Source organism: Pararhodobacter marinus (assembly GCF_003122215.1).
GTDB classification, from domain to species: domain Bacteria; phylum Pseudomonadota; class Alphaproteobacteria; order Rhodobacterales; family Rhodobacteraceae; genus Pararhodobacter; species Pararhodobacter marinus.
In genome coordinates this window covers 162,901-189,157 of sequence record NZ_QEYD01000010.1, presented here as the reverse complement: position 1 = coordinate 189,157, position 26,257 = coordinate 162,901, and the positions used below count along the sequence as shown (strand labels likewise).

Sequence of the window (26,257 nt, the reverse complement as noted above, 5' to 3'; positions counted from 1 at the left end):
CCGACGGCGCTGAATCAGGGCCGGGCCTCGAAGCCGAGCAAGGCCCCGATCGTTTCGTTCCAGGCTTCCGCGCAACCGGGAGAGCGCGCCTCGCAGCGGGTAGCCCAGGCGCCGATCACCCCGGTTTCAACACTGTCCCGGAGGGCTTCGCGTCCGGCATCGGTCATCGTCATCTGCTGCAGTCCGCCCGGCTCGCCGCGTGGGCAGGGACCGTCGGAAAGACAGGCGATACCCTCGGCATCCTCGCGTGCGGTCGCTTCCCAGGTCTGGTCTTCCAGCAGCGCGACCTGTTCCTCGATCAGTGCGCGATCCTCATCCGACAGCGCGTTCCACGTGTCATTGTTCACGGCAAGGAACGACGCCGTGTAGCCCAGAGCGACCTGCAGGTCATGCGTGGTGCCCTGTTGCCAGCTGCCAGAATAGGCCGAAAGCACGCCGGTCGCCCCGCAATCCAGCGCGCCCCGTTCGAGGCTTGGCAGAACCTCCCCGAAGGCGACGGCGACTGGCACCGCGCCAAGCGAATTGGTGATGAATTCGTCAGCCGAGGCCCCGAAGCTGCGCACATGCCGGCCCTCGAAGAACGACAGATCGACCTCGGAGGGGGTGTCTTCGGGGAAGTTGCAGATCAGATGCGTCTGCGGCCAAGCGTAGAGCATCAGGATATGGGAATTGAACAGCCGCTGGAATTCGCCCTCAAGCACGGGCCGGTAGACGTCCATCACCTGCCGGAACGTGGCAAGGTCCGGCGTAACACCAACCAGATCCGCGCCCTCGATCACCGGGCTGTCGGCCGCGACATACAGGAACACGCCATGCGCGAAATCGAACGCGCCCGAGCGCAACTCGCGCATCACGGTGGTGCCGTCCATGCCAAGCTCAGTCAGCGGGCGGGCCGTGGCCGTCAGGCGGCCGTCGGACGCGGCCGGCAACGTTTCATTCCAAAAGACCGATTCCCGATCCATCCAATGCGCCAGCTGCCCCCAGGTGCCGACCACCGCGAAATCGTGGCTTTCCTGAGCGACAGCGCCACCGGCGATACCCGCGGCCATCGCGAGGCCCAAAGCGCCTTGCTTTAATGTCATCATCGTCTCCTCCCCGGACGTGGTGATGGCACCCGACCCTCCCCGGCCGGGTGGCGAGTCTCGTTGCGACTCCTCCCACCATGCTATATTATATCGATATCAATACAATCGAAAACACTATAATTTTGCCCTGTGTCGATCTTGGGAGGAAAGCACATGGATCTAGGTTTGAAGGGGCGCAACGCGATCGTCTGCGGCTCGTCAAAAGGACTCGGTCGTGCCTGCGCGGCCGAGCTGATGCGCGCGGGCGTGACTGTCGTGATCAACGGACGCGATGCCGTGCGGCTAGGCGCGACGGCAGAAGCGCTGCAGCGCGAAACCGGGGGAACGGCGATTCCCGTTGTGGCCGATCTCGATACCGAGGCGGGGCGAGATGCGCTTCTCACCGCCTGTCCCGAGCCGGATATCCTGGTTAACAACAATGGCGGTCCGCCCTTTGCGGATTTTCGAAGCCTCGACCGGTCGGCGATGGAAAAAGGCATCGGCATGAACATGCTGACGCCGATCCAGCTTGTGCAATCGGTGATTGACGGCATGGCAGACCGGGGATTCGGGCGTATCGTCAACATCACCTCCGTGACGGTGAAGATGCCGGTTTTCGGTCTCGATCTCTCCAGCGGCGCGCGCGCAGGTCTGACGGCCTTTCTGGCCGGTGTTGCGCGCGACGTTGCCAGCAAGGGTGTCACGATCAACCAGATTCTGCCCGGCTATTTTCGTACCGAACGGCTGCAGCAGGGCTTTGCGGCGAATGCCGCCGCCAGTGGACGGGAAACCGAAGCGGTCGCCCGCGACTGGGAGGCGCAGGTGCCCGCCGCGCGGCTGGGCGATCCGGAAGAGTTCGGCAAGGCCTGCGCTTTTCTGTGCAGCGCCCATGCCGGTTACATCACGGGGCAGAACCTGTTGCTGGACGGCGGCTTGTTCCGCGGTGCCTTCTGAGGAGCGAAAAGATGATCGTCGAACAACGCACCTATCGCTTCCGTCCCGGCATGATCCCGCAGTTCATGGCGCTTTATCAGGCGGGCCCGCTGGCGTTGCAGCGCCGCGTTCTGGGCAATCTCATCGGCTATTTCGTCACCGAACTGGGGCCGCTGAACGAAACCGTGCATCTGTGGGGCTATGACGGCCTCGATGACCGGGCGCGGCGGCGCGCCGCCCTCATGGCTGAACCTGAGTGGCGGCGATTCCTGACCGAGATCCTGCCCCTGCTCGAGACGCAGGAGAGCAAGATCCTGCTGCCCACGGACTTCTCGCCGTTTGGCTGAGTCCGGCCTGTGGGTCAGTGGAGCTCTTCGATCGCCGGCGGTTCGGGCGGTGTTTGCGGCCCGAACGCCACGTCGCGTGTCAGGCGTCGGCCGCCCATCGATGCCAGCCGCCATCCCGGAATCGGGCGGCGCGGAGGCAGGGGTGAAAGGTCCTTTTCCTTTCCGTCGATCAGCACATGGCGCATGTTGTCCGGATCACCGAGCAGGGCCAGATCCTCGTCGACCCGGCCCTTCACGCAGATCACGTCGGCCCGATAGCCCGGGGCGATCACCCCGACTTCGCCCGGCATCCGGATGCCGAAGGCGCTTTTCTGTGTCGCGCACTGGATCGCCTCGAGCGTCGACAGGCCGAAGTATTTCACAAAGACCTCCATTTCGCGGTAATGCCAATCGCCATAGGGCACCAGCGCAAAGCCCGCCTCCGAACCGGTGAGCAGGGGCACGCCGGCGCGGTGGGCCTCGGTCATGGTGTCGATGGAATCGGTGATCTCGCGTTCGAAGAGCTTGATCAACTCGGCCGAGGTGCCCAGCGCCGGGCCGAAATCGACCATGTTTGCCTGGAAGGTCAGGGCGGGTGCGATCGGGATCTTGCGATCAACGACCGCCGTCAGCGCGGCCTCGTCCATGCCGGTCGCATGGAAGATCAGGTCAAACCCCGCGATGGCGGCGCGGCGGGTCGCCTCTGCGCCCCGGCAATGGCCCATCACGGGGGTCATCAGTTCGTGCGCGGTGTCGCAGATCAGCTTCAGCTCATCCAGTGTCCAGACGCACATCTCGCCGCGCCGCGCCTGCCGCGGCACGATCCCGGTGACATGCACCTTGATCCAGTCCGCGCCATACTTGATCTGGCGCCGCACCTCCGCCACGATCTCGTCGCGCGAGTTGACTGGCTTGTAATAGCCGGTGACGCCCTCATCCGCGATCATCCGTCCGGCCGTGCCGCCCACGCCGGTGATCAGGGCATAGGCGCCGCAGGACATGCGAGGCCCTTCGACGATACCGGCTTCGATCGCATCGCGCAGATCGATCATGTTCTCGAAGGTGGAATCCGGGTCGAGCAGCCCCGTTACCCCCGCGCGCAGAAGCTTGCGGGCGTTATAGGATGCCACCAGAGCCGACAGCGCGTTCCGCCGTTGGTGGAAGATCTCGGCATTCGAAGCGGCATCGTCGAAAGCCAGATGGCAATGGGTATCGATTATTCCCGGCATCACCGTGCAGCCCGTGGCATCGATCCGGCGCAGCCCCGGTCGGCCCGCCGCGCGCGACTGCGCTTCGGCGCCCAGCGCAGCGATTGCCCCGTCTTCGATCAGGACGGCAGAGTCAAAGGCCGGCGCCCCGGTGCCGTCGATGACGCGGCCATTCTCGATGATCAGGTCGGACATGGGCGAACTCCTCGGTCAGGGGCGGCGCAGAAGACGCCGCGCGTTGTCGGCAAGATGGGCGGGCGGTGTGTGTGTCCCGAGATCTTCGGGCGCGTCCCAACCGGCGAAATTGGTGCCGAAAACAAGACGGTCCTCACCAACCAGATCGGTTAGCAGCGACAGGGATTCCGCGCGGTTCAGATGATTGTCGAACCACAACCGGGCGAGGCGCTCTTCGAACGCACCGTCCTTGCGATGATCGGGCGGGGACCACGGACGTTTGCGCATCGCCTGCGCCATGCGCCCGGCAAGGAAAGCCGTCGACCCGCCACCATGGCTGAGACAGATGTCGAGCGCCGGATGCCGGTCCAGAACCCCGCCGAAGATCAGCCGCGCGACAGCCAGCGTTTCCTGAGCCGCGAAGCCGATCACCACATCAAGATCATAATCCTTCAGATTGGGATCCCCCGCCGGGCCGTCGATCCCGGCAGGACCGGGATGCAGGAACAGCGGCACATCCCGGGAGACGCACGCGTCATAGAGCCGGTCCATCCCGGCATCGTCCAGCCGGTGCGGCATATCTGTGCCGATCGCGGCGCCCCACAGCCCGAGATCCCCGACCGCCCGGTGAAATTCTTCGACCGCCGCGCCGATATCCTGCATCGGCAGGGCGGCAAGTCCCGCGAGACGCTCGGGATACGCGGCGACCTGGCATGCCAGGGCATCGTTGTGGATCCGACAGAAGCGGATCGCGACGGCCGCAGGGACATGATGCAGATAGGTCAGCGGGTTGGGCGAGAGCACCTGAAAATCGATCCCTGCCGTCGCCATGCGTGCAAGCCGCAATGCCGGATCCATGAATGCGCTGCCCGCGTAACGTACCCCGTCAAGACGGTACTCGCCCACGCGGAACCAGGGGGCATCGCCATCCTGCCCGCCCATCTCAGGACCCAGTGTGCCGGCCGCACCAAAAGTCTCGGCCAGCACGACATGCGCATGAACGTCGATGACGCCGGCTGTCTGTACACCTGCCACAGGCTCCCCCCTCGGACAGATTCATTTCGATATAAATATAATCGAAATCGATCTATACTGTCAAACTTGGAAAGCGGCCCGAATGATGGCAAAGCCTTGGGGTGAAGAGCGCAGGGACCGAGCAGATGGCGAAAGCAGCACTACCCCGGCTGGAAAACCGGGTCACCTTCCTCACGCATCGGATCAATGCCCGCCTGCAGCAGGTCAGCACGCCGGTTATCGCGCCGGTGGGGCTGGATCTGTATTCCTCGCGGATCCTGTTCGCGCTGGATCAGAACGGGCCGATGAAGGTCGGTCAGCTGGTCGACCTTATGGCGCTGCCGCAATCGACGATCTCGCACCAGCTGAAACGGATGGAAAAGAACGGGCTCTTGCAGCGTGTCCGCTCGGACCTGGACAACCGCGCGGTCGAGGTATCCCCGACCGAAGCTGGCCGGCAGGCGATCCGTATCTGCACCGCGCTCAGCGATGCGATCGCAGAGAAACTGTCTTCGGCTTTCTCGCCCGAAGAGATGACTACGCTGATAGACGGACTCAATCGTGTTTTCGAGGCACTTGGCGAAATGCCGACCTTGGCCGAGCGGACCGCGGAGCTTGCCGGAAATCGGTGAAACCTTGCGCCCCGGCGCAACGAGCGGTGTCAGGGACGGGCCAGCCCGCTCCGGTGGACGCGTTTACCGGGGGCTGTGGGGGGGCCTTCGTCGACGCGACGAGCCGTGCAGAACCGAATGGTCTTCAAGAGCCTTCGCGCAAAGCTGTCTCGAAGCGCCCCTCAACGGCGCGGCAATCGCTCGTGTCCGCTTCGGCAAAGAACCCGTCTTTTCGACAAAGCGTTGCGACGAAACTTCCCGTGGCTGAGGCCGGATCGTCCAGCGAAAGCGTGTCGAGCGTGACTTCGGCCGTGCCGCCTTCGTCGCTCTGGAAGAACGGCGCGTTCATTCCCTCGGGCCACCAGCTTACCGAAGGCGTCATCGGGTTCGGCGCCCCTCCGGCCCCCATCAGCATGAATTCCACAACCATTACGTCTTGCATGACGCTTTCGGCCTCGGTGGCATGAGCCTGTATCGACACTGACATGACCGGGCCTGTAGCCCGGAATTCTGCGGTAGAGGTACCCTGTGACGGGATGTCGATCGTTTGCCCGGCATAAGCGTCGCCGTCGATGGCTGCGGTCATTGTGCCAACGGCAACACTCTCCTGCGCAACGACGGTCTGGCCGAAGAACGACAGCAGCAAGCACGAAATGGCGCCTGCACGGAGCTTGTTATGGCTCATCAAAGATATCCTTCCTGTAATGCCCGGGATTCCCAGAGCTTTGCTTTCGCACTGAAATCGCTTTTGAACGACTTGGATCGGCACGGCTGGGCCGCAGCCCGATTTCATCCCGGTGTTGGACTGAATAGAGCCAACAGTATCCGCGTGACGCAAGTCTACCGGCGCAGAAGCATGACCAAACCGGGCATCGTTCCCGCAAGTCCGCTGATCGGCAGCCGCCCTTTCCATCAACTGCAAACAGGCGGGAGCCTAACAAGTCCCCTGCAATTGGCCACTCACAGCCATGTGACATTTGTTAAGGAGTCGGGCCCATCCTGATCGAAGAACGCGAAGATGATCGTTCGCGACCCGAAACATTCAGAGCACCCATCCGGGTGCCAGATGTCTACTCGGGCGATCTGTCCAGCCGTGCAGCATCTATGGCTGCCGCGCCGGCGACATCGGGCGGCAGCGCCTCGGCCGGCGTTCGGGCCACCGCCATCTGACGCCGCCAGTTGCGGCCGCCCGCCTCGACCCGCTGGCTCAGCCTCCGCGTGACGGTGCTTGGGCTCTCCGGAAAGGGACCGCCAAGCTGAACGGCAAGCGTATCCACCGTGCCGGTTTCCGGTCCGGCCCAGAGACAGGAAAGGCTTTCACCATCCCACAGGATCAGGGCCTGCTCGTTGCCGAGTGTCAGGAACGCCCCGTTCTCCTGCAGGGCGCCTTCGACCGCATCGGTGAGCTGACCCAGCAATCCGATCTGCGCCTCGGCCGGATGATCTGGCAGAAACGACCACAGATGTGCAGCCGTGAGCGCCGTCAGCGCAGGGCGTCGCCCGGCGGTGTCGGGCTCGGACCAGCCGCGCCCGCGCAGCCCTGCGACGATGGCGTCCGGCTGCGCCTCGGTCGGGGTGCAGGCCGCCATCAGGGCCGAAACTTCGGGCGGCGGGGTGATCGTGATCTGAGCAAGGGCGGGTGTCGACGCGCCGTAAAGAAGAATCGACAGGGCAAGGGAAAGCGGATTCATGAAACTCTCTTTGCGGATCATAACTCATTGGGCGTCGGGCACCGGTTGCCACATTTCGGCGGCGATCAGCCAACCATCCTCGACTTGCTCGAGAAACAGCAGCGTCCGGCCGTTCAGTGTGGCGATCGCGCCCTGTTCGGGACGATGCCGCGCGGTCCAAAGGTAGACACTCGCGGCGGCGTCGGTGCGGCGTCGGTCTTCGGGCGTACCGATCCGCAGATCCGTGAACCCGTCTGCAAAAGCGCGGCGCCATTCGGTTTTTATCCGGTCGCGCCCTTCGACTGCTGGCTGGCCCGGGATCAACAGAAGCGCATCTTCGGCATAGAGGCCGGCCATGCCCACGGCGTCCGCAGCCGCTGTCGCGGCCATCATCCGATCAACCGCCTCCTGTGGCGTGGCGAAGGGTTGGGCGAAGGCGGAAGAGGCAAGGGCACAAGCCAGCAGCGTGGGGGCGAGCGCAGGGGTAGAAATCATGTGTCACTCTTGCGGCCTGTGCCGTTTCATGCGGTCAGGTTCACCACGGGCGTCAAGATCTGACTGTGGCCGCCAGACGTTTTCACTCTCGGCACGCGCCAAAGCCAGCAACAAGACCTGACCCGCCAGCTCGTTGTTTTCCCGCGCGAGCGCTTCGCGCAGATAGGGCTCGGCTGCTCGCCGGTCCAGCGTGTCGAGCGCGAGCGCCACATGGATGCGGGTTTGCCATTCGGCGCTCTTCAGGCCGGCGGCGACGGTTCCAAGATGGTGGCGGGACACGCGGGCAAGGATCCGGTGCAGCGCGTCCTGTTGTTGAAATATCCCGGTCAGCGCGGGACGATCCCAATCCTCGACCGCGCAATGATCGCGTGCCAGGTTGTCGAGCCAGACTATGGCCGCTTCGATCTCGATCCTTCCGCATTGCGCCCCGATCAGTCTGACCCGCTCGCCGGAGAGCCGGGCGAGCGGTTTCAGGTCCGAGAGGGCGCGGTTGACCATAGTCTGCAATCGCGAAACGGGTTCCGGCGCCGGGCCCGCCGACTGGAAGTCCTGTTCTTGAAACATGATTTGCGCCCTTCGTCCGTCGTGCTGTGCAACGAGCCGTGCGGAGCGCGAGACTACAGGGTTGCGCATGCGGGGCACCCCCCTGTTCAGGGGGGCCGGGGCCATGAGATCTGGCACTCGACCCGCACTTATGATCCTCTTTCGCCGGATCGGTCTGGTCTTCTGCCCGTCGCTGCCGGCAGCGGTCATCCAGCCCGACGACACCCGGCTGTCGAGGGATCATGGCGGCGAAGCCAGGCCAATGCACGGAAAGACCGAAATCCGTTCCCGGGCGGACCGCGGTGCTGCCCTGGCGTCTGGCGCCGGGCATCGCCCTTTTCGCAGCCGTCGCATTAAGCATGATCTTCGCCGGATCGATGCTGGGGCTTGCCATCAGCCGGCCCTGGCTCGGCCTGGGGCTGAGCCCGTTCGCGCCCGTTGCCAAGCTCCAGGACGAGGGGGCGCTCTGGCTGACCGCGGTCGAAGGTCCGGCCGCACGCGCCGGGATTCCGCCCGAACCCGCGCGGATCCTGAGTATCGCGCCCCTTGGTCCCGGGGCGGCCGGCGGTGCCGTCCTACTGACGGGCGCCGATATCATGGAAGAGCCGGACGTCTTGCCGAGCCATGCCGGCATGGCCGCCTATTTTGCGCGTCAGAACCAGCTGGCCGGCCTGATGGCAGAACCCGTCGAACTGCATATCGCCGCGCTTGAGGAAGCGGGGTCCGATACCCCTCCACCGACAGCTGTTTACCGGATAACGCCCGAGCGAAGACGCCCGCTGACCAGTCTGCCCGCCGCGTTCTGGATGCAGATTGGGGTCGGATTGTCGGGCTTCTGGATCGGTGTCTGGATCTGGACGCTTCGCCGAGGCGACTGGGCTGCGCGGTTCCTGGCGGTCGCGGGAACGGGGTTGATGGCCTCGGCTTTCCCGGCAGCGGTCTATTCCACCCGTGAACTCGCGCTGCCCGATCCGCTTTTCTGGGCACTCTCGTCACTCAATGCGACGGGCTCGCTGACCTTTGGTGTCGGTATGATCGGCCTGTTCCTGATCTATCCGCGGCGGCTGGTGCGCAATCAGTTTCTGTTCGTGCCTGCTCTCGTTCTGGGTCTGTGGCGACTGGCCGACATGCTGGAATGGATCGATGGGCCGGCCCTTGGCCGCCACCTTGCGATCCTGACGGCGATGGGGGCGATCATCGTGCTTGTCGGGCTGCAATTCCGGGCCACAAAGGGCGATCCGCGCGACCGCGCCGCGCTGACCTGGCTGGGGCTGGCGGTCATCATCGGGGCGGGCGCCTTCGTGACGACCGTGATCCTGCCCGTCGCGCTTGGGGTTTCGGCCGTGGTGTCGCAGGGGCAGGCATTCCTGTTCTTCCTGTTGATCTATGGCGGCATGGCCCTGGGTGTGGCCCGGTACCGGTTGTTCCAGCTGGACGAGTGGGCGTTTCGCATTCTTTTTTATGTCACGGGTGTGCTGCTCTTGCTCGTGCTGGATGCCATCCTGATTGTCACGGTGATCGACGAGCGCGCACCTGCCTTCGCCCTGTCTTTGCTGGTGGTCGCCTTGCTGTGGTTGCCATTGCGGGACATGCTGGGCCGGCTTGTCCTGCGGCGCAGGGAACCGCAACGGGGTGCGCTGTTCCGGCAGGTGATGGATGTCGCGCTGACCCCGCCCGGCCACGATCAGCGCGCGATCTGGGCGGCCCTTCTGGAGGGGCTCTTCCAGCCTCTGACCCTGAGCCCGCTGGAAAACGCAACGCAATCGAGCATCACTGACGAGGGGGCCGGACTTGTGGTCGGTGGCGTCGGGGGGCTCCCGGCTTACAGGCTCGACTTTGCGGATCAGGGACGCAAACTTTTCGCCCCGGCCGATGTCGCCCTTGCAGACGAGTTACGGGCGATGCTGACCAATGCCCTCGAAAGCCGCGCGGCTTATGAAAAGGGCGTGGCCGAGGAACGGCTGCGCATCGCGCGCGACATTCACGACAATATCGGCGTTCAGCTCATGGGGGCGCTGCACAGCCTTGAGCCGCGGCGCAAGGATCAACTGATCCGCGAAACGCTGACCGATTTGCGGGATATCGTGAACAATGCCAGCAATCCGGAACTCTCGTTTGACGAAATGCTGGCCGATCTGCGTGCACAGATCTCGGAACATGTCTTTGCAGCCGGGATGCGCATGGAATGGGTGGTGGAGGGCGGAGACTCGGTGATCCTGCCGCTTGCCAATGCGCATACGCTGCGCTCGGTGGTGCGCGAAGCGGTTCAGAACGCGCTGAAACATGCCGATGCGGGCCTGGTGCGCATCGTCATAAGGCAGGGCGATGACGCCATCTTCGCCAGGGTCGAAGATGACGGCAAGGGTTTCGATATCTCGGCCGATTATCGCGGCAACGGGCTTGAGAACATGCGCGCGCGGATCATTGCCCTGGGCGGCGATCTCTCGATGATCAGCGGTGCTGGCGGCACACGGATCGAGGCCAGATTTCCCTTTGGAGCCGAACGGAGACGTCGATGACACGGATCCTGATTGTCGAGGATATCAGCGAAACGCGCCGATGGCTGGTCGAGATCGTCACCACCGCTTTCCCCGGTTGCGAGATCCGCGAAGCCGCCAGCATGCGGGCCGGTATTGGCGAGGTAGCGGCGCAGGATTTTGATGTCGCGCTGATCGATCTTGGTCTGCCGGACGGCTCGGGCCTGGATGTGCTGCGCAATCTGCGGCTTCTGCACCCTGAAACGATCTGCGTCGTCACAACGGTGATGGGGGACGATGCATCGATCGTCGGCGCGCTTTCAGCCGGGGCGCAGGGCTATCTGCTGAAGGAACAGCCTCAGGATCTGCTGACCCGGCAGCTTCGGCAGATGGCCGAGGGGTTGCCGGCGCTGTCGCCCTCGGTCGCGCGCCGGATCATGGAGCATTTCCGCCGCACCGGCCCCGCGGCGCCCGACAATGACATGACGGGCCGCGAGCGCGAAGTGCTGGGATTGATCGGCCGGGGTCTTCGCAACGCTGAGGTGGCCGTGCAGTTGGCCATCTCGGAGAACACGGTCGCCGGCTACATCAAGTCGATCTATCGCAAGCTGGGGATTTCCTCACGCGCGGAAGCATCCTGGCACGCCTCCCGACTGGGATTGAGCGATGATTCAAAAGGGAGCCGCCGATAGTCGGGCCGTTGGGCGCGCACGGAACAGCACGGAGCAGATTGATTGCGCAGGCCGCCTGATGGCGGTGCTTGGCCCCCTTGCGGGCCGCGACCGGGGGCGATGACGCGGGGATCGCGCGCGGTATGGTCTGGCACCCGTTCGAACCGCCCGGCTGGGCCGATAAAGGCAAGTCCCTGCGCGAGCTTCTGACCGCCCCGTCCGGCAGGACGCCCCGGAATTTCTGCAAGACACCGTCGCTGGGGCATTCCGTCCCTTATGCCGAGGACCTGCGCCCCGGGGAAACCCTCCGCACCCGTCGGCGGATCCGCTGGTCGCCGAGGCAGCCGGAACATTACTCTGCCGCCCGGGACGTGCCCGCGACGCGGCATGTGGCAAAAAGGATCGCCCGGCGGGAATGCCGGGCGACCGGATTCCCGCTGCGTCAGACCTCGACCGCGACCTTGCCGATCGGGTGGGAACAGCAGGCCAGAACGTAGCCCGCGGCGATGTCCTCGTCGGTGATTCCGCCATTGTGAACCATGTGCACCTGGCCCGAGGTTTTCCTGATCTTGCAGGTGCCGCAGACGCCGAAGGTACAGCCCGAGGGAATGTTCAGCCCCGCCGCCCGCGCCGTCGCCAGGATCGTGTCCGTTTCCGTGCAGCTCTGCGTGACGCCGGAAAGGGCGAAATCCACCTCGGCCTGCGCGGCCCCGTCGGGGATCACATCCCCGGCCTCGGGATCCGCGGCCTCGGCGGCAAGCGAAGGCTGGAAGCTTTCCTGGTGATAGCGCTCCATGTCGAAGCCAAGCCCCGCCAGCGCTTCGCGAACCGCCTGCATGAAAGGGGCGGGGCCGCAGCAGAACACTTCCCGTTCCAGGTAATCGGGCGCCATGAGGCCCAGCATGAGCTGGTTGAATATTCCCTGATAGCCGGTCCAGGGCTGGAAGCGGTCGCCTTCCTCGACCACGAATTTCAGGTCGATCTCGGGGAAGCGGCTGGCCATGTGTTCCAGCCGTTTGCGGAAGATGATCTCGGACGGACGCCGGGCACAATTGACGAAGACAAGGTCGGCGGGCCGTCCCATGTCGAACATCCATGTCGTCATCGACATCATCGGCGTGATGCCCGAACCGGCAGAGATGAACAGGTACTTTCCGGCCGGATGGTGATGGCTGGAAAAGGTTCCCGCGGGCGCGGTCGCCTTGATGCGCATCCCCGGTTTCAGGTGATCCAGCATCCAGCGGGTGCCGAGGCTGCCCTTCTGCGCCTTGACCGTGACCGAGATCGACATCGGACGCGAGGGCGACGAGGATATGGTGAACGTCCGGTAAAGCGGCCCCCCCGGCACCGGCAGTTCAAGCGTCAGGAACTGGCCCGGCACATACGAGAACAGCGCGCCGGCGGGGGATTGGAAGCAGAAGCTTGCGACATCGGGCGCCTCGGGGATGACCGAGACGCATTCCAGCATTTCCGTCCCGTCCCAGACCTGGACGGGATGCGAGATCGTCGGCTGCGGGATTCTCATTCTGCGGCCACCCGGATCGGATCGAGCCGGCCGGCGAGCGTGTCGCAATACCAGTCGACGAATTGCCGCACGCCGCTTTCCTGGATCGGGGAATACGGCCCCGGCTCGTAGGCGGGGGAATTGATGCCGCGCTGGTTGTCCTCGACCACGCGCCGGTCCTCGTCATTGGTCGCTTCCCAGACCTCGGTCAGGGTCTTCAGATCGTAGTCCACGCCCTCGACCGCGTCCTTGTTGACCAGCCATGTGGTCTGGACCTCGGTCTGTTGCGGGCCGATGGGGGTTACACGGAACGTGATCGCGTGATCGGGCAGGAAGTGGTTCCAGGTGGTCGGATAGTGGAATTTCAGCAGCGATCCCGCATCGGCGAAGGGAACACGCCCCAGCCAGCGCCGCACGGCGATATCGCCGCTCATGGTGTAGCTTTTCGCGCCCACTTTCAGTGGCATCCGTGCCAGCCGGTACTGCCCCGTCTGGGAGAGATGAAAGCGCGACGGCAAGCCGGCATCTTCACAGCGGCTGAAATGCGCCATCAGATGTGCCGGTGTCGCGCCCCCTTCGATGCCGCTGACAGCCGGATCCTCGGGGAAGGTGCGGCACAGCGAGGGGTGGTTGCCGCCGCAATGATAGCACTCGCGGTTGTTTTCCCAGACCAGCTTCCAGTTGCCCTCTTCGATGATGGTCGACTGGTGCGCGATCTTGGCGTTGCTCAGGTCGTGCGGGGCCAGATAGGGCGCGGCGCGTTCAGCGAAATCGTCGAAATCGGGCGCCTGCTGGGCCAGGCAGATATAGACCAGCCCGGCCAGTTCACGGCAATGGACCTCTTTCAGGCCATGCTTGCTGGCATCGAAATCGGGGCCCATGTCGCGCGCCCAGAGCAGCTTGCCGTTCAGCTCGTAGGTCCATTGGTGATAGGGGCAGACCAGCTTGGGCACATGACCCGACGCGCCCTTGCACAGGATCGAGCCGCGGTGACGGCAGGTATTGTGGAAGGTCCGGATCACGCCGTCCTGACCGCGCACCACGATCAGACTGTAGGCGCCGACCCGGTGGGTGACGTAGCTGCCGGGCTTGGGCAGCGAACAGGCCGGCATGGCATAGAGCCAGTCGCGGTAAAAAATCCGCTCCAGATCCAGATCATAAAGATCGGCATCGGTATAGAATGCCTGTTCAAGGGAATGGCCCGGCTGGCGCCGGTTCAGAAGGTCGCGTGCTCTGGCCTCTGGACGCATGGCCTGTACTCCGTTGCCGGGATGGATGCCGGCAGTCTCTGTGGCGGGCGCGGAAGCAAGGATCAATGCCGTGCCGGGAAGTCGGCACAGCGCATGATCGCCCCCACCGCCTCCCGCGGTTTGACGTCATGCCGGGCTGGTTTCCGGACTTGGAACGTGTGGCTTTCACCCTGTGACCGGCGCCTTCCCGGGGGATACCTCCTTCCCCAGTGGCCTGTGCCGGACCTTGTCGTTCCCTACCGTTGCGGGGGCAGTGCCGGCCTTTCACCGGCTTCCCAATTATCGGACGCTGAAGCTTCAGCACCCGCACCTGACATGTGCCCTCAACTTATCGTCGCGCGGTGGGGGCGATCCATTGTTTGCGACACCAATCGCCCTGAAACAGACCATCAGAGTCGGGGCGCGGACAAACCGGCCCGGCGCCCGCAAACGGGGCGCGCCGGTCAGGACCAGCGAAGGGATCGGGACCGGATCTGACGGGCGCCGCTCGCGATCAGCCGAACGGATCGATCAGGACCTTGCACTGGGTCGTGCGCTGTCTCAGGGCCTCGAAGGCGGCGGGCGCGGCATCCAGCCCGACCACGTCCGACACCAGGCCCTGCGGCGCGAAACGGCCGGTATCCAGCGCTTCGATCGAGGTGCGGAATTCGTGCATGTCGAAGAAAACCGACATGATGATCGTCACTTCCTTCGAGATCGCGCGAAAGCTGTCCATCCGGTCGGTGCCCGTGCACAGGCCCAGAACACAGACTGTCCCGCGCGGGCGCACCAGCTCGATGCAATGGTCGATCAGGCCCACCTTGCCCACGCATTCGAAGACGATGTCGGGCGCTCCGCCGCAGGCCTCGGCCACGCGCGTTGCCATATCGGGCCCCGATTGCACGAAGCCCGTGGCGCCGAGGGAGCCGGCGCGCTCTTCCTGATGGCGGGCCAGATCGGCCGCGACCACGGCCTGCGCCCCCAGCCGCCGCGCCCAGTAGACGACGGCAAGCCCGATGGCCCCGGCGCCCACCACCAGCACGCGGTCGCCGGGTTTCATGCCTGACCGCATCACCCCGTGCAGCGCCACTGCCAGCGGCTCGGCCAGGGCGCCGTCGGCAAGCGACAGGCCCTGTGGCATCTTGCGCAGCTGGTGATGCGCCAGCGCGGTGTATTCGCCATAACCGCCGCCGATCAGCGTCATGCCGTTTTCGCACCATGCCGGTTGTCCCGCGCGGCAGGGGCCGCATCGTCCGCAGCCCCGGATCGGCGCGGCGGCCACCAGGTCGCCGGGTTTCAGCGTGGTGACATCGCGCCCGGTTTCGACAACCTCGCCCGCGAATTCGTGGCCGATGACCTCGCCGCCCTGCAGGCCGAAGGTCTCGTCCTCGGTCATGTGCAGGTCGCTGCCGCAGATGCCGCAGCGGCAGACCTTCAACACCACCTCGTCGGCGCCGCAGGTCGGGTCGGGGATCTCGGTGGCGCGCAGGGGTTTTCCGAACCCGTCGAAGACCAGGGCTTTCATGCGTTCTCTCCTTCCTGCCGGATCAGGCGGCGTCGGGTCGGGAACCACGGCGCCTCGACCCAGCGCGACCAGAAGCCCCACAATCCGCCGCGGAAATAGAGCGCGCAGGCCAGCGTCAACAGGCCCAGCACGATCAGGTAGCTGGCGCCGTACTCGCCGAACCAGCGGTCGGCGAAGAAATAGATCACCGCGCCGATCAGCACGCCCTCGATGCTGCCGATGCCTCCCACCATGACGATGAAGATCGCCAGATTCGCCCAGTTCGCATCGAAAGCCGAGGGTGGGGTAATGCGCAACTGCGCCATGAAATATACCGCGCCGGCAAAGCCCGTTCCCACCGCCGTGGCGATGAAGATGAGAAGCCGCAGCCGTCCCACGTCGACGCCCTGGCTGGCCGCCGCGACCGGGTTGTCGCGCATTGCCGTCAGTGCGATCCCGTAGCGCGAGCGCAACAGCAGGTAGCTGCCGCCCAGCGTCACCAGCAGCAGGGCGGCGGCCAGCAGGGACGAGGCCACGGCCCGCTCATGCGCCGAGAATTGCGTCATGACGCGCAGGCTCATCCCCGCGCCGCCATTGAGCATCGGCATGTTGGTGGCGACAAGGCGCAGGGCCTCGGCCACGACCCAGGTGCCGATGGCGAAATAGGCGCCTTCGAGCCGGTGAAGGAGTCCGTAGATCGGCACGGCCAGGATCGCCGGCGCGATCAGCCCCACGAAGACCGCGACGAAGGGGTTCATCCCGAAGGTCTGGGCAAGCACGAACATCGCGTAGGCCGAGACGCCGACAAAGGCCTGCTGGCCTACCGAGACGATACCGCCATAGCCCGCCAGCATGTTCCACATCTGCGCGACGGCGATATAGCAGGCCAGCGTGACGACATCGCGGATAAGCCCCTGCGACGCCCACCAGGGCATGGCGACGATCCCCAGAAGGGCCGCGCTGAACAGGATCAGCGCCAGCCGCCCCGACAGGGTCATGCGCACGACACGGTATTTGGACATGGCGGCCCCCATCAGGATTTGCGCTTGAAGATGCCTTGCGGGCGGATCGCCAGCACGGCCAGAAAGACAAGATGCCCGGCAAGGATGCCGAAGCCCGGCGAGATGCGGAAACCGATGGCCTGGCTGATGCCCAGGATCATCGCCCCCGTGAACGCGCCCCAGATCGAGCCCAGCCCGCCGATGATCACCGCCTCGAAGGCAAAGATCAGCTGGAACGGGCCGTCCGCCGGCGCCACGGTCGAGCGCATCGCCTGGAAGGTCGCGGCAAAGCCCAGGATGCCCACGGCGATCGCGGTGGCGGCGGCGTAGACGTTCCTCGGGTTGACGCCCACCATGGCGGCGGCCTCGACATCGGCCGAGGCCGCGCGCAGCGAGCGGCCGAAGCGGGTGCGCCGCATCACCGCGTCCAGCCCGCCGGTCAGGAGCGTCGCGCAGATCAGCACGATCAGCGGCAGCACGCCGATGAAGATCGGGCCCAGCGAGATCGAGGCCTGCTGGATGCCGCCGCCCGGAAGCGACCGCGTATCGGCCGACCAGATCACCAGCATGGCGTTCTGAAGCGCGATGGACAGACCGAACGTGGCGATGAGCGAGGGCAGCGGGTCGTCGCCCACCACCCGGTTGAGCAGCGCGCGCTGCAGCAGCCAGCCGATGGCCGCCCCGATCGGAACCAGCGTGGCCAGCACCGCCCAGGGGCCCAGCCCCGCGACATTGGCCAGCGAAATGCCGATCAGCGCCAGCAGGATGACCAGGTCCCCATGCGTGACGTTGACGATCTTCATCACGCCGAACATCAGCGCCATGCCGAGCGCGTATTGCGCATAAAGGCCGCCCAGAAGGACGCCTTGGACGATACCGTCAATCCAGTGCATGGCTGGCTCCGAAATAGGCGGCGGAAATCGCATCGCGCGCGATCTCGCCGGATTGCCCGTGCAGGGTCACGCGCCCTTCCAGCAGGCAGTACAGACGTTGCGAGGCGCGCTGCGCCAGGCCGACATCCTGTTCGACCAACACCAGCGCCGTGCCATTCGCGCTGATCTCGGGCAGGGCGGCATAGATTTCGCGCACGACCTTGGGGGCCAGACCCAGGCTGATCTCGTCGCACAGAAGAAGACGCGGCTGGGCCAGCAGGGCGCGCCCGATGGACACCATCTGCTGCTGGCCGCCCGACAGGTTCTCGACCGAGATGCGGGCCTTTTCCTTCAGGATCGGGAACAGCGCATAGACCCGCTCCAGCGTCCAGGGTTCGGCCACGGGATCGGCCGCGTGTTCGCTGGCGACGCGCAGGTTTTCCTCGACGCTCATCCCGGTGAACAGGCGGCGTCCCTCGGGGACGATGGCCAGCCCTTCGCGCACCATCCGGTGCGGGGCGCTGCCGCCCACCGGCTTGCCGTCCAGACGGATCATGTCGGGCGCGACGGGCAGAAGCCCCATGATCGCCCGCAACAGGGTGGATTTGCCCGCGCCGTTCGCGCCGATCAGCGCCACCGTCTCGCCCGGATCGACCCGCAGGTCGATCCCGTGCAGCGCGCGCATGTCGCCATAGCCTGCGATCAGGCCATGGGTTGAAAGAAGGGCGCTCATGCTTCGACCCCCATATAGACGCGCTGAACGTCGGGATCCTCGATCACCGCGTTCGGCAGGCCCTCGGCGATCTTCTCGCCGAAATTCAGCACCAGCAGCCGGTCGGCCACGGCGAACAGCGCGTGCAGGACATGCTCGATCCAGACGATGGTGATCCCGGCATCGCGGATGCGGCGTATCAGCGCGACCAGCGCGCGGCCCTCGTCTTCGGTCAGGCCGCCCGCGATCTCGTCGAGCAGCAGCAGGTCCGGTTTCGACGCCAGCGCCCGGGCCAGTTCCAGCCGCTTGCGATCCAGAAGCGTCAGCGACCCGGCCTCGGTATTCGCGCGCGGCGCCAATTCGCACTCCTCAAGGATCCCGGCGCAATGGTCGTAAGCCTGCGCCTCGGTCAGGCCGCCGCCGAAGGTCGCTGCGACGAGCAGGTTTTCGAACGTGGTCATGCCGGCATAGGGCCGCGGGATCTGATAGGTGCGTCCGATCCCCGCCCGCGCCCGGCGGAAGGGGGGACCGGCCAGAGGCCGGCCCCGGAAACGGATCTCGCCCGCATGGTCGCGGATCTCGCCGCTGACGAGGTTGAACAGCGTGGTCTTGCCTGCCCCGTTGGGGCCCAGGATGCCCAGAACCTCGCCCTGCCGGACCTCGAAATCGAGATCATGCAGGACCCGGACCGCCCCGAAGGACTTGCCCAGCCCGCGCGCCACCAGAAGCGGCGCGCTGTCTCCGTTTCTTTCCATCACCGTCAGACCTCAGACCGACCAGGGCAGCGGAACCATCGCCTGCTCGGGTTCGAACAGGGGATTGACCGTGTTGTCGACGATCTTCAGCTCGAAGGGCCATTGCTCGCCGCGCACCCATTGCCCGCCGAAGATCGGCGTGGTCGACACATTGGGATGCGGACCCGAGCCGAAATCGACCGGCCCGATCAGCGTTTCCATCGAGGTGGTGCTCAGCGCGTCGCGGTTCGCGGCGCGGTCCAGCGGATCGGCCGAACGCTTCAGCGCGTCGATCGCGACTTCCCAGATCGCGTGGCTGTAGCCCAGCGGCTGCGTCCACTGGCGGCCCGTTTCGGCCTCCCATGCATCGGCGACATCGCGGCTGTTCTGGCCGGTGATCGACGACTGGAACGGAAAGGCCGGCGTCCACCAGACCTCGGACGACATGCCCACGCCCAGATCGCCCAGCGCCTCGATCCCCGACGGGAACAGCAGCGCGGCGGCGACGGTGATCGCCTTCGGGTGGAAGCCCTGCTGCGCGCACTGGTTCACGAAGGTGGTCAGGTCGTCCACATAGGTGATGCCGCCGACGATATCGGCCTCGAAATTCTTGAACGACGAGATGATCGACGAGAAATCGTTGGTGCGCGGCTGGAAGAAGCCCGGCATGTTGGTCTGGAACCCGGCCGCCTGCGTCGGCGAGGGCAGGCCGTAATCGGTGTTGCCCCAGGTTTCGCCATCGGCGTTCTGCGGGAACAGCATGCCGACATTGCGATTGGTCTCGAGGCTGTTCCACAGGCCCACGAAGGTATTGAGCGCCTCGTCCAGCCCCCAGAAGAAGTGATAGGTCCACTGGAAGGGCTGTTCGGCCCCGCCCCGCGGAAAGACGATCGCCTGCCACGGCGCGGCGGTGGACAGGCAGGGCACGCCGAACAGTTCGGCCTGATCGGCCGCGGGATTGATGATGTCCGTGGTCGACGCGGGCAGCAACATGTGCACCTCGTCGTTCAGGATCAGGTCGGCGGCAACTTCGGCCGAGCGGTTCGGATCGGACTGCCCGTCGCGCACCAGGATTTCCAGGTCATAGGTCCCGGCGGCGGTCTCGATCCGACCGCCAAGCGCTTCGCGGATGCGGTCGACGGTGAAGCCGTCGGTTTCCCCGAACAGCGCCAGCGGGCCGGTGGCGGGCGTGATGAACCCCACCTTGATGGTGCCCGCGCTTTGTGCCCGCACGATCGAGGGCGCGGACAGGGCCGCCACGCTGGCCCCCATCCCCTGCAACACGGTCCGCCGCGAGGGCGTCCAGATCTTGGTCTTGCTCATTCCATTTCCTCCCTGGGAAAAAGCGATTGCCTTGATTTGCCTTGAAAGGGCGCGGGTCCTCTCCTTCCCGCGCGGTGGATGCGGTTCACCCCCTGAGGGACGACCCGCCGTCGATCGTCATCTGCGCCCCGGTCACATAGGCCGAGGCGGGCGAGGCCAGGTACAGCGCCAGCCCCTTGATTTCGTCGGGATCGGCGATCCGGCCCAGAAGCGATTGCGCTTCGAAAGCGGCGCGGTCGGCCGGGTTCTTCAGGCGCCCGCCGCCGATATTGGTCACGAAGGGACCGGGCGAGATGCAGTTCACGAGGATGCCGAAGGCGCCCAGTTCCATCGCCGCGTTCCGCACGAGATGATCCACCCCGGCCTTCGCGGGCATGTAGGGCGTGCCCACGAAGCTTTCGTTCACCCGCGCCGCGACCGACGAGGTGACGATGATCCGCCCGCCGCCCGTGGCCTTCATGTGCCGCGCCGCGTTGCGGATGGTCGAAAACACCGCGTTCAGGTTGACGTCGATCACCCGGTCCCAATGGGCCTCGGGCAGGGCGTCGATCTGGCCTTCGGGGTCACGCTCGCCCTCGGGGGTCAGGAAACCCGGCCCGGCATCGACCCCGGCATTGGCGAAGACCACGTCGATACGCCCGTGCCGTTCGGCCACCGTGTCGAAGGCCGCCGCCAGGGCGGGCCGGTCGCTGACATCCAGCGGATGTCCCCAGACCGTGCCCGGCCAGCCCTGCGCCGCGATCCCGGCCACGGTTTTCTCCAGCCCGCCGGCATCGAGATCCAGCACGCAGACCCGCGCGCCCCTCTCGACCATGATCTCGGCATAGGCGCGTCCGATGCCCGAGGCCCCGCCGGTGACGATCACCGACTTTCCCGTCACATCGAACATCGTCTCAAGGGACATGCGCGTTCTCCTCCTGGCATCCATCCGAGCCGGGCTCAGATGAACATGTCCTTGTTGACGGCGATGCCGTTGGCCTCGCAGTAGCTGACGTAATGGTCGATGAACCAGAAGACGTCGGCGGTGAAATCGTACTTGCCGTTGTCGTCGAAGAACTCGATCGCACCGTTGAGCCAGAACAGCGCCTTCATGCCGTTCGGATCGTCGGAGTAAAGCGTGTGCGCGGTGCCCGGCAGCTCGTAGACGAAATCGCCGGGACGGGCGACCCAGTCGTATTCGTAATAGCCCCAGGACCCTTCCAGCGTCACCGCCGAGACGACGCCCCGGTGCTTGTGCGTGCCGATCCGTCCGCCGCCCTTCACCCACAGGATGTTCGCGGCCGAGTTGTTGCGGATATCGAACGCCAGATGCTTGATCGCCGCCGCGTCACCGAACGGCACCCAGGGGTTGTTGGTATCGTCGCCGGGAATGAATGCGCCTTCCTTGCCGAAGCGCTTGATCATCGCTTCATGCGGTTCGGGCGGCAGGGCGGTAATGTTCTCGGGCTTGGGCATCTGGTCCTCCTCTGACCTGGCCTTTGTGACCATCCAATCGGACAGGCGAGGGGCGAAATCCGTCAAACGGAAAAAATCGCTCTGCGCTGCAGAAAGCGGGATCGGCGCCGGGAGTTGCCCGTGAAATCGAGGGGATCGGGGCGGAAAAATCTCTTCGACGCGGGGCTGGGCCCGCCCTGGCCCGGCGGTCTCGCTGCGCCGCGGCTTTATCATTTGGTGACAGGCGGATGACTATATGATGAAGTGTCGCGCATGAAGACCGACAGCGCCCAGAACGATCTGCTCACCCGCGGGGGTCGCCCGACCCTGCGCGACCTTCTCGACCGGCTGGAATTCAACCCGGCGAAAGGCTCGATCACGCTCAACGGCGAGCGGATGCTGCTGACGCGCGCCAGCTTCGGCAGCGACATCCGCGACCAGCTCACCCGCCGTTATTCCGAGCACGAGGCGATGGTGCTAATGCTGCGTCTCGGTTTCCGCTCGGGGCGCGAGGATGCCGAGTTCATCCGCCAGTCCTGGCCGACGCTGGACCCGGGCGACGCCTTTACCGCGGGCACCCGGCTGCACATGGTGACGGGCACGGTCAAGGTGGAAACCCTGTCCAACGATTTCGATTTCGACAGCGACCGCTTCTCGGGCGATTTCCTGTGGCATGAATCGGTCGAGGCCGGCGCCTATCACAAGCGTCATGGCCGGGCGACGCGTCCGGTCTGCTGGCTGCAGACCGGCTATGCGGCTGGCTATGCCAGCGTCTTTTTCCGCAAGCTGGTGATCTACAAGGAAATCAGCTGCTCGGCGATGGGGCACAAGGCCTGTCGCGTCGTCGGCAAGACCGTCGATGCCTGGGGTCCCGGCGATCCTTTCGTGCAGATGTTTCTCGACGAGGTGCTGGGCACCGTGCCCGGCCCCGCGCAGCCGGCGGCGCATGTTCAGCGTCTCAGGGCGCCCGAGGATCTGGACGCGCTGATCGTGGAGCCGGTGCGCGAACGCCTTCTGATCGTCGCGCGGTCGGGCGCTCCGGCGCTGATCACCGGCCCTGCGGGGGCCGGGCTGCGGTCTGCCGCGCGCTGGCTGCATCGGCAACATTCGGCAGAGACGGCGCTGAGCATCGTCCATGCCCAATCCGCCGAGCTGGCCGAGAGGCTGACCAGCCTGCGCCAGACGCATGGGCCGCGCCGGGCGCCGGCTCCGTTGCTGGCGATCTCGGATATCGACGCGCTGCCGGTCGACCGTCAGGCCATGCTTCTGGATCTGCTGACGGCGCGCAAAGGGCGGCCTCCTCAGGTTGCGGCGCTGTCGAATTGCCGGCCCGAAAGCCTGTTCAACCGCCCCGATTTCCTGCCCGAGCTTGCCTATGCGCTGAATGTGTTGCCCGTCGCTTTGCCGCCCTTGGGCGACCGGCGGGCGGATATTCCTGCGCTGGTTCAGGCCTTGCTGCTGGCGATGCCCGGCAGCGACGGGGGGAAGGTCCCGGTCGTGTCCGACGAGGCGCTGGCGCTGCTGGGCCGTATCGATCTGCCCGGCAACATTCCTCAGTTGCGCATGCTGATCCATCGCGCCGCCCTGCTGGCCGAGACGCCGACGACGATAACGGCCCGCGATCTGGCATCCGCGCAGGCCGTCACCGGGCCCGCTTCCGCCCCGGATCCCGCGGGCGATCCCTGGGCGCTGTTGCGATCCCGGTTCACCGACGGACAGCTGACGCTCGACAGCCTCAACGCCGCCCTGTTGCGCGGCGCGCTGGGCGAGGCCGAGGGCAATGTCGCCGCCGGCGCCCGCCTGCTGGGGCTGTCCCGCCCGCAAATGGCCTATCGGCTGGGGCAAGCCGACCGGTCCCCCGGCGAAGGAGCCGGGACGAGCGATCAGCAAGGCGGGGCGTCTGAGGGCCCGCGGCGCGGGTAGGGCGCGCCCCTGTCACGCATCGATACGAAGGCCCGGTTGCGTGGCCATGGCGCAGGCAGGGCGCTGTGCCAGCCGTATTCTGATTGCGGCGGCAGATAAGCGCTTGGCGAGTGTGCCGGCGTTCTGGATCAACCCAGAGGGCAGCATAGCTGCACAAATTTTGTGCGCTTAGCGTATCTGCCGTCCTGAACCCTGAAATATCACCAAATTCTTTCAAGTAAGAAGAATACTGTTGCGCGGCGATCAAGGATGGTTTTCCTTGTAAACACGATTCCAGCATTCCGGTTTTGATCGTTCGCAGTCAGCCCATCCAAGGAGATTCCGATGCCTTTTCGTCGCAGCCTGATCGCCACAAGTCTCGCCCTATTGGCGGCTTCTCCCACTTATGGGCAACAATCAGAGAATACTGTTCGTTTCGCCTATGGCCAATCGCTCGAGAATCCGAACCCGTATTTCACCACCCTTCGCCTTGGTGTGATCCTGGGCCGGAACGTCTGGGATACGCTGGTGACCCGGGACCTGGAAACGGGCGAGTTCGCGCCGCTTCTGGCGACGGAATGGCAGTGGATTGACGAGACAACGTTGGAAATGTCGCTGCGTGAAGGGGTAAGCTTCCACGACGGCAGCAGCTTCGAGGCCGAGGATGTTGTCGCCACGCTGAGCTATGTCGCCGATCCCGACAACCGGATCGTTTCGCAACAGGTTGCGTCCTGGATCGAGAGTGTCGAGCAGGTCGATGAGTATACGGTTCTAATTCACACGGCCGGCCCCGCGCCTTCGGCGATGGAGTTCCTGTCGACGCAGCTCGCGATCTTCCCGGCCGAATACTTCACCGGCCCGGTGGGCGAAAGCGATGCGCCCCTGCCGGTCGGCACCGGGCCTTTTCAGTATACGGAATACACCCCGGGCGGCGATATCGTGTTGTCCCGCTTTGCCGATTATTTCGCCACCGATGCCAAGGGCGCCGCGTCGCTGGACCGGGTCGTGATCCGCACCGTGCCGGATGTGCAGACTCAGGTGGCCGGGATGCTGTCGGGCGAGCTTGACTTCCTGATAGGCCTGCCGCGTGATCAGGCCGATCAGCTGGGGACGCTTCCTTCGGTCAATGTCGAAAGCGGCGAGACGATGCGCATCGTCTTTTTGCAGATCAACACCACCGAAACCGGCCCCAACGCCGCTTTGCGCGACCTGCGCGTGCGTCAGGCCCTGAACTACGCCATCGACAAGGAAGCGATTTCTTCCAATCTTGTCGGTGAGGGCTCGACGCCGATCAACGCGGTCTGCTTCATCGACCAGTTCGGCTGCACCGAAGAGGGCATCACCGCCTATCCCTACGACCCCGAGCGCGCACGGGAATTGCTGGCCGAGGCAGGCTATGCCGACGGGCTGACCATCGAACTGGCCGCCTATCGCGACCGCAACCTGTCCGAGGCGATCATCAACTATCTGGGCGAGGTCGGCGTGACCGTGACCCTGAACTACCTGCAGCCCGCAGCGCTGCGGGACGGGATGCGGGCGCATACGACCGAACTGGTGCAGATGGCGTGGGGATCGTATTCGATCTACGACCTGTCGGCCTCGACCCCGGTCTATTACGGGGGCCAGCCGGACGACAACAACATGGACCCCGACCTGATTGCGATCCTCGACCAGACGGCGCAGACCACCGATCCCGAGATCCGCGCCGGGCTCTTCCAGCAGGCGCTGGCCCGTATCGCCGATCAGGCTTACGCGGTGCCGATGTTCTCGCTGCCGATCTATTACGCGGGGGCCGAAGGGCTGCGCTACGAGACCTATCCCGACGAGATCCTGCGCTTCTGGAACTACGGCTGGGAGTAATCGCCCCGCCGCGCGGGCCGGTGTCGCAGCCGGCCCGCGCGATCGCCACGTCCGACCGACGGAGCCCCCATGCTCATCTACCTTTCCAAGCGCCTTGGCCTGTCCGTGCTGGTTGCGCTGTTTGCCTCGATCCTGGCCTTTTCCCTGCTGCGCTTGCAGGGCAACGCCGCCTCGGCGCTGGCCGGTGAAGGCGCCCGGCCCGAGGATATCGCGCTGATCATCCAGACATACGGTTTGGACCGTCCGCTGGTGGTGCAATACCTGTCGTGGCTCGGGGACGTGCTGCAGGGGGATTTCGGCACCTCGTACTTTTTCCGCAGCCCGGTTGCCGATCTGATCCTGGCCAAGGTCGGCAATACCGTGATCCTGGCCTTGGCGTCGCTGAGCATCGCGCTTTGTCTTGCCATTCCGCTGGGCGTTCTGGCGGCGGTGTATTCGGGCACGTGGATCGACCGGATCTGCGTGCTGATCTCGCTCATGGGGCAAGCGCTGCCGTCTTTCTTTCTGGCGCTGTGCCTGATCATGGTCTTCGCGATCAAGCTGCGCTGGCTGCCGGCCTCGGGCGATGCAAGCTGGCGGCATTTCGTGCTGCCCGCGCTGACGCTGGGCTATTATATAACACCGCCCTTCATGCGGCTGGTCCGCGCGGGCATGATCGACGCGCTGGGCAATGACTATGTCCGGACCGCGCGCGCCAAGGGGCTTCCCGGCTACCGCGTCGTGACAAAACACGCGCTGCGCAACGCGCTGGTTCCGGTCGTCGGGCTGGTCGCGGTGCAGCTGGGTCTGCTGATCGGCGGCTCGGTGGTGATCGAAAGCATCTTTGCGCTCGATGGGCTTGGCTATCTTGCCTATCAGTCGATCGGCTATCGGGATTTCCCGGTCTTGCAGGCCGTCGTGCTGCTGCTGGCCGTCGTCTACGTCGTGCTGGTGCTGCTGGCCGATCTGGTCAACGCGTGGATCGATCCGCGCCTGCGCGTGAGCTGAGGACTTCCC

25 protein-coding genes and 1 riboswitch are annotated in these 26,257 nt (G+C 65.2%); of the genes, 8 read left to right on the top strand and 17 right to left on the bottom strand.

Features of this window, described 5'->3' with window-relative positions:
* Positions 1-14: 14 nt before the first annotated feature.
* Positions 15-1,082 carry a TRAP transporter substrate-binding protein DctP gene (gene dctP / locus C4N9_RS16535; RefSeq protein ID WP_168192267.1) on the bottom strand — a complete coding sequence of 356 codons (1,068 nt, stop codon included), beginning with the start codon at positions 1,080-1,082 and terminating at the stop codon, positions 15-17.
* A gap of 156 nt (positions 1,083-1,238) precedes the next feature.
* Between dctP and C4N9_RS16530 the strand changes: the two genes are divergently transcribed.
* Entirely contained in the window at positions 1,239-2,018 is a 780-nt protein-coding gene (locus tag C4N9_RS16530) for an SDR family oxidoreductase (protein ID WP_109534453.1), read from the top strand.
* A gap of 11 nt (positions 2,019-2,029) precedes the next feature.
* Positions 2,030-2,344 carry an NIPSNAP family protein gene (locus tag C4N9_RS16525; RefSeq protein ID WP_109534452.1) on the top strand — a complete coding sequence of 105 codons (315 nt, stop codon included), beginning with the start codon at positions 2,030-2,032 and terminating at the stop codon, positions 2,342-2,344.
* A gap of 14 nt (positions 2,345-2,358) precedes the next feature.
* Here the strand turns inward: C4N9_RS16525 and C4N9_RS16520 are convergent, their stop codons facing one another.
* A complete protein-coding gene (locus tag C4N9_RS16520) occupies positions 2,359-3,726 on the bottom strand; it encodes a metal-dependent hydrolase family protein (RefSeq protein ID WP_109534451.1) in 1,368 nt (455 codons plus the stop codon).
* A gap of 15 nt (positions 3,727-3,741) precedes the next feature.
* Positions 3,742-4,740 carry an amidohydrolase family protein gene (locus tag C4N9_RS16515; protein WP_109534450.1) on the bottom strand — a complete coding sequence of 333 codons (999 nt, stop codon included), beginning with the start codon at positions 4,738-4,740 and terminating at the stop codon, positions 3,742-3,744.
* Between the two features lie 125 nt (positions 4,741-4,865).
* Between C4N9_RS16515 and C4N9_RS16510 the strand changes: the two genes are divergently transcribed.
* Complete coding sequence (locus tag C4N9_RS16510; RefSeq protein ID WP_109534449.1) at positions 4,866-5,351, top strand: MarR family winged helix-turn-helix transcriptional regulator; 486 nt, start codon at positions 4,866-4,868, stop codon at positions 5,349-5,351.
* 124 nt (positions 5,352-5,475) lie between these two features.
* Here C4N9_RS16510 and C4N9_RS16505 read toward each other — a convergent pair whose 3' ends face one another.
* The 4 genes from C4N9_RS16505 to C4N9_RS16490 form a co-directional block, all read right to left on the bottom strand.
* Complete coding sequence (locus tag C4N9_RS16505; RefSeq protein WP_109534448.1) at positions 5,476-6,015, bottom strand: hypothetical protein; 540 nt, start codon at positions 6,013-6,015, stop codon at positions 5,476-5,478.
* Positions 6,016-6,400: 385 nt separating this feature from the next.
* Complete coding sequence (locus C4N9_RS16500) at positions 6,401-7,021, bottom strand: hypothetical protein (protein WP_146195179.1); 621 nt, start codon at positions 7,019-7,021, stop codon at positions 6,401-6,403.
* A gap of 24 nt (positions 7,022-7,045) precedes the next feature.
* Positions 7,046-7,495 carry a YybH family protein gene (locus C4N9_RS16495; protein ID WP_109534446.1) on the bottom strand — a complete coding sequence of 150 codons (450 nt, stop codon included), beginning with the start codon at positions 7,493-7,495 and terminating at the stop codon, positions 7,046-7,048.
* Between the two features lie 3 nt (positions 7,496-7,498).
* Complete coding sequence (locus C4N9_RS16490; protein ID WP_146195178.1) at positions 7,499-8,059, bottom strand: hypothetical protein; 561 nt, start codon at positions 8,057-8,059, stop codon at positions 7,499-7,501.
* A gap of 338 nt (positions 8,060-8,397) precedes the next feature.
* On the opposite strand from C4N9_RS16490, the gene C4N9_RS16485 reads away from it, so the two are divergent.
* Entirely contained in the window at positions 8,398-10,557 is a 2,160-nt protein-coding gene (locus C4N9_RS16485; RefSeq protein ID WP_168192266.1) for a sensor histidine kinase, read from the top strand.
* The gene (locus tag C4N9_RS16480) at positions 10,554-11,207 is read left to right on the top strand and encodes a response regulator (RefSeq protein ID WP_109534443.1); all 654 of its coding nucleotides are present in this window, start codon (positions 10,554-10,556) and stop codon (positions 11,205-11,207) included. The genes C4N9_RS16485 and C4N9_RS16480 overlap by 4 nt, the downstream gene beginning before the upstream one ends.
* A 421-nt stretch (positions 11,208-11,628) precedes the next feature.
* Here the strand turns inward: C4N9_RS16480 and C4N9_RS16475 are convergent, their stop codons facing one another.
* The 10 genes from C4N9_RS16475 to C4N9_RS16430 all read right to left on the bottom strand — a co-directional run bounded on the left by C4N9_RS16475 (position 11,629) and on the right by C4N9_RS16430 (position 21,520).
* Positions 11,629-12,711 carry an FAD-binding oxidoreductase gene (locus tag C4N9_RS16475; RefSeq protein WP_109534442.1) on the bottom strand — a complete coding sequence of 361 codons (1,083 nt, stop codon included), beginning with the start codon at positions 12,709-12,711 and terminating at the stop codon, positions 11,629-11,631.
* The gene (locus tag C4N9_RS16470; protein ID WP_109534441.1) at positions 12,708-13,940 is read right to left on the bottom strand and encodes an aromatic ring-hydroxylating oxygenase subunit alpha; all 1,233 of its coding nucleotides are present in this window, start codon (positions 13,938-13,940) and stop codon (positions 12,708-12,710) included. The genes C4N9_RS16475 and C4N9_RS16470 overlap by 4 nt, the downstream gene beginning before the upstream one ends.
* A gap of 117 nt (positions 13,941-14,057) precedes the next feature.
* A riboswitch (cobalamin riboswitch) is annotated at positions 14,058-14,269 on the bottom strand.
* Positions 14,270-14,433: 164 nt separating this feature from the next.
* A complete protein-coding gene (locus tag C4N9_RS16465) occupies positions 14,434-15,444 on the bottom strand; it encodes a zinc-dependent alcohol dehydrogenase (RefSeq protein WP_109534440.1) in 1,011 nt (336 codons plus the stop codon).
* Positions 15,441-16,445: a branched-chain amino acid ABC transporter permease gene (locus C4N9_RS16460; protein WP_245902589.1), complete on the bottom strand. Its 1,005-nt coding sequence runs from the start codon at positions 16,443-16,445 to the stop codon at positions 15,441-15,443. Before C4N9_RS16460 ends, C4N9_RS16465 begins: the two co-directional genes overlap by 4 nt.
* An 11-nt stretch (positions 16,446-16,456) precedes the next feature.
* Positions 16,457-17,317 (bottom strand): branched-chain amino acid ABC transporter permease, encoded by an 861-nt coding sequence (locus tag C4N9_RS16455; protein ID WP_109534438.1) that lies wholly within the window; start codon positions 17,315-17,317, stop codon positions 16,457-16,459.
* Positions 17,304-18,029 (bottom strand): ABC transporter ATP-binding protein, encoded by a 726-nt coding sequence (locus C4N9_RS16450; RefSeq protein WP_109534437.1) that lies wholly within the window; start codon positions 18,027-18,029, stop codon positions 17,304-17,306. The genes C4N9_RS16455 and C4N9_RS16450 overlap by 14 nt, the downstream gene beginning before the upstream one ends.
* Complete coding sequence (locus C4N9_RS16445; RefSeq protein ID WP_109534436.1) at positions 18,026-18,763, bottom strand: ABC transporter ATP-binding protein; 738 nt, start codon at positions 18,761-18,763, stop codon at positions 18,026-18,028. The genes C4N9_RS16450 and C4N9_RS16445 overlap by 4 nt, the downstream gene beginning before the upstream one ends.
* Positions 18,764-18,775: 12 nt before the next feature.
* Entirely contained in the window at positions 18,776-20,065 is a 1,290-nt protein-coding gene (locus C4N9_RS16440; protein ID WP_109534435.1) for an ABC transporter substrate-binding protein, read from the bottom strand.
* Between the two features lie 85 nt (positions 20,066-20,150).
* Positions 20,151-20,969: an SDR family NAD(P)-dependent oxidoreductase gene (locus tag C4N9_RS16435; protein WP_109534434.1), complete on the bottom strand. Its 819-nt coding sequence runs from the start codon at positions 20,967-20,969 to the stop codon at positions 20,151-20,153.
* 35 nt (positions 20,970-21,004) lie between these two features.
* The gene (locus C4N9_RS16430) at positions 21,005-21,520 is read right to left on the bottom strand and encodes a 2,4'-dihydroxyacetophenone dioxygenase family protein (protein ID WP_109534433.1); all 516 of its coding nucleotides are present in this window, start codon (positions 21,518-21,520) and stop codon (positions 21,005-21,007) included.
* A 252-nt stretch (positions 21,521-21,772) separates the two neighbouring features.
* On the opposite strand from C4N9_RS16430, the gene C4N9_RS16425 reads away from it, so the two are divergent.
* The 3 genes from C4N9_RS16425 (at position 21,773) to C4N9_RS16415 (ending at position 26,248) form a co-directional block, all read left to right on the top strand.
* Positions 21,773-23,422 (top strand): XylR N-terminal domain-containing protein, encoded by a 1,650-nt coding sequence (locus C4N9_RS16425; RefSeq protein ID WP_109534432.1) that lies wholly within the window; start codon positions 21,773-21,775, stop codon positions 23,420-23,422.
* Between the two features lie 324 nt (positions 23,423-23,746).
* Positions 23,747-25,261 (top strand): ABC transporter substrate-binding protein, encoded by a 1,515-nt coding sequence (locus C4N9_RS16420; protein WP_109534431.1) that lies wholly within the window; start codon positions 23,747-23,749, stop codon positions 25,259-25,261.
* A 69-nt stretch (positions 25,262-25,330) separates the two neighbouring features.
* Positions 25,331-26,248: an ABC transporter permease gene (locus tag C4N9_RS16415; protein WP_109534430.1), complete on the top strand. Its 918-nt coding sequence runs from the start codon at positions 25,331-25,333 to the stop codon at positions 26,246-26,248.
* Positions 26,249-26,257 lie beyond the last annotated feature (9 nt).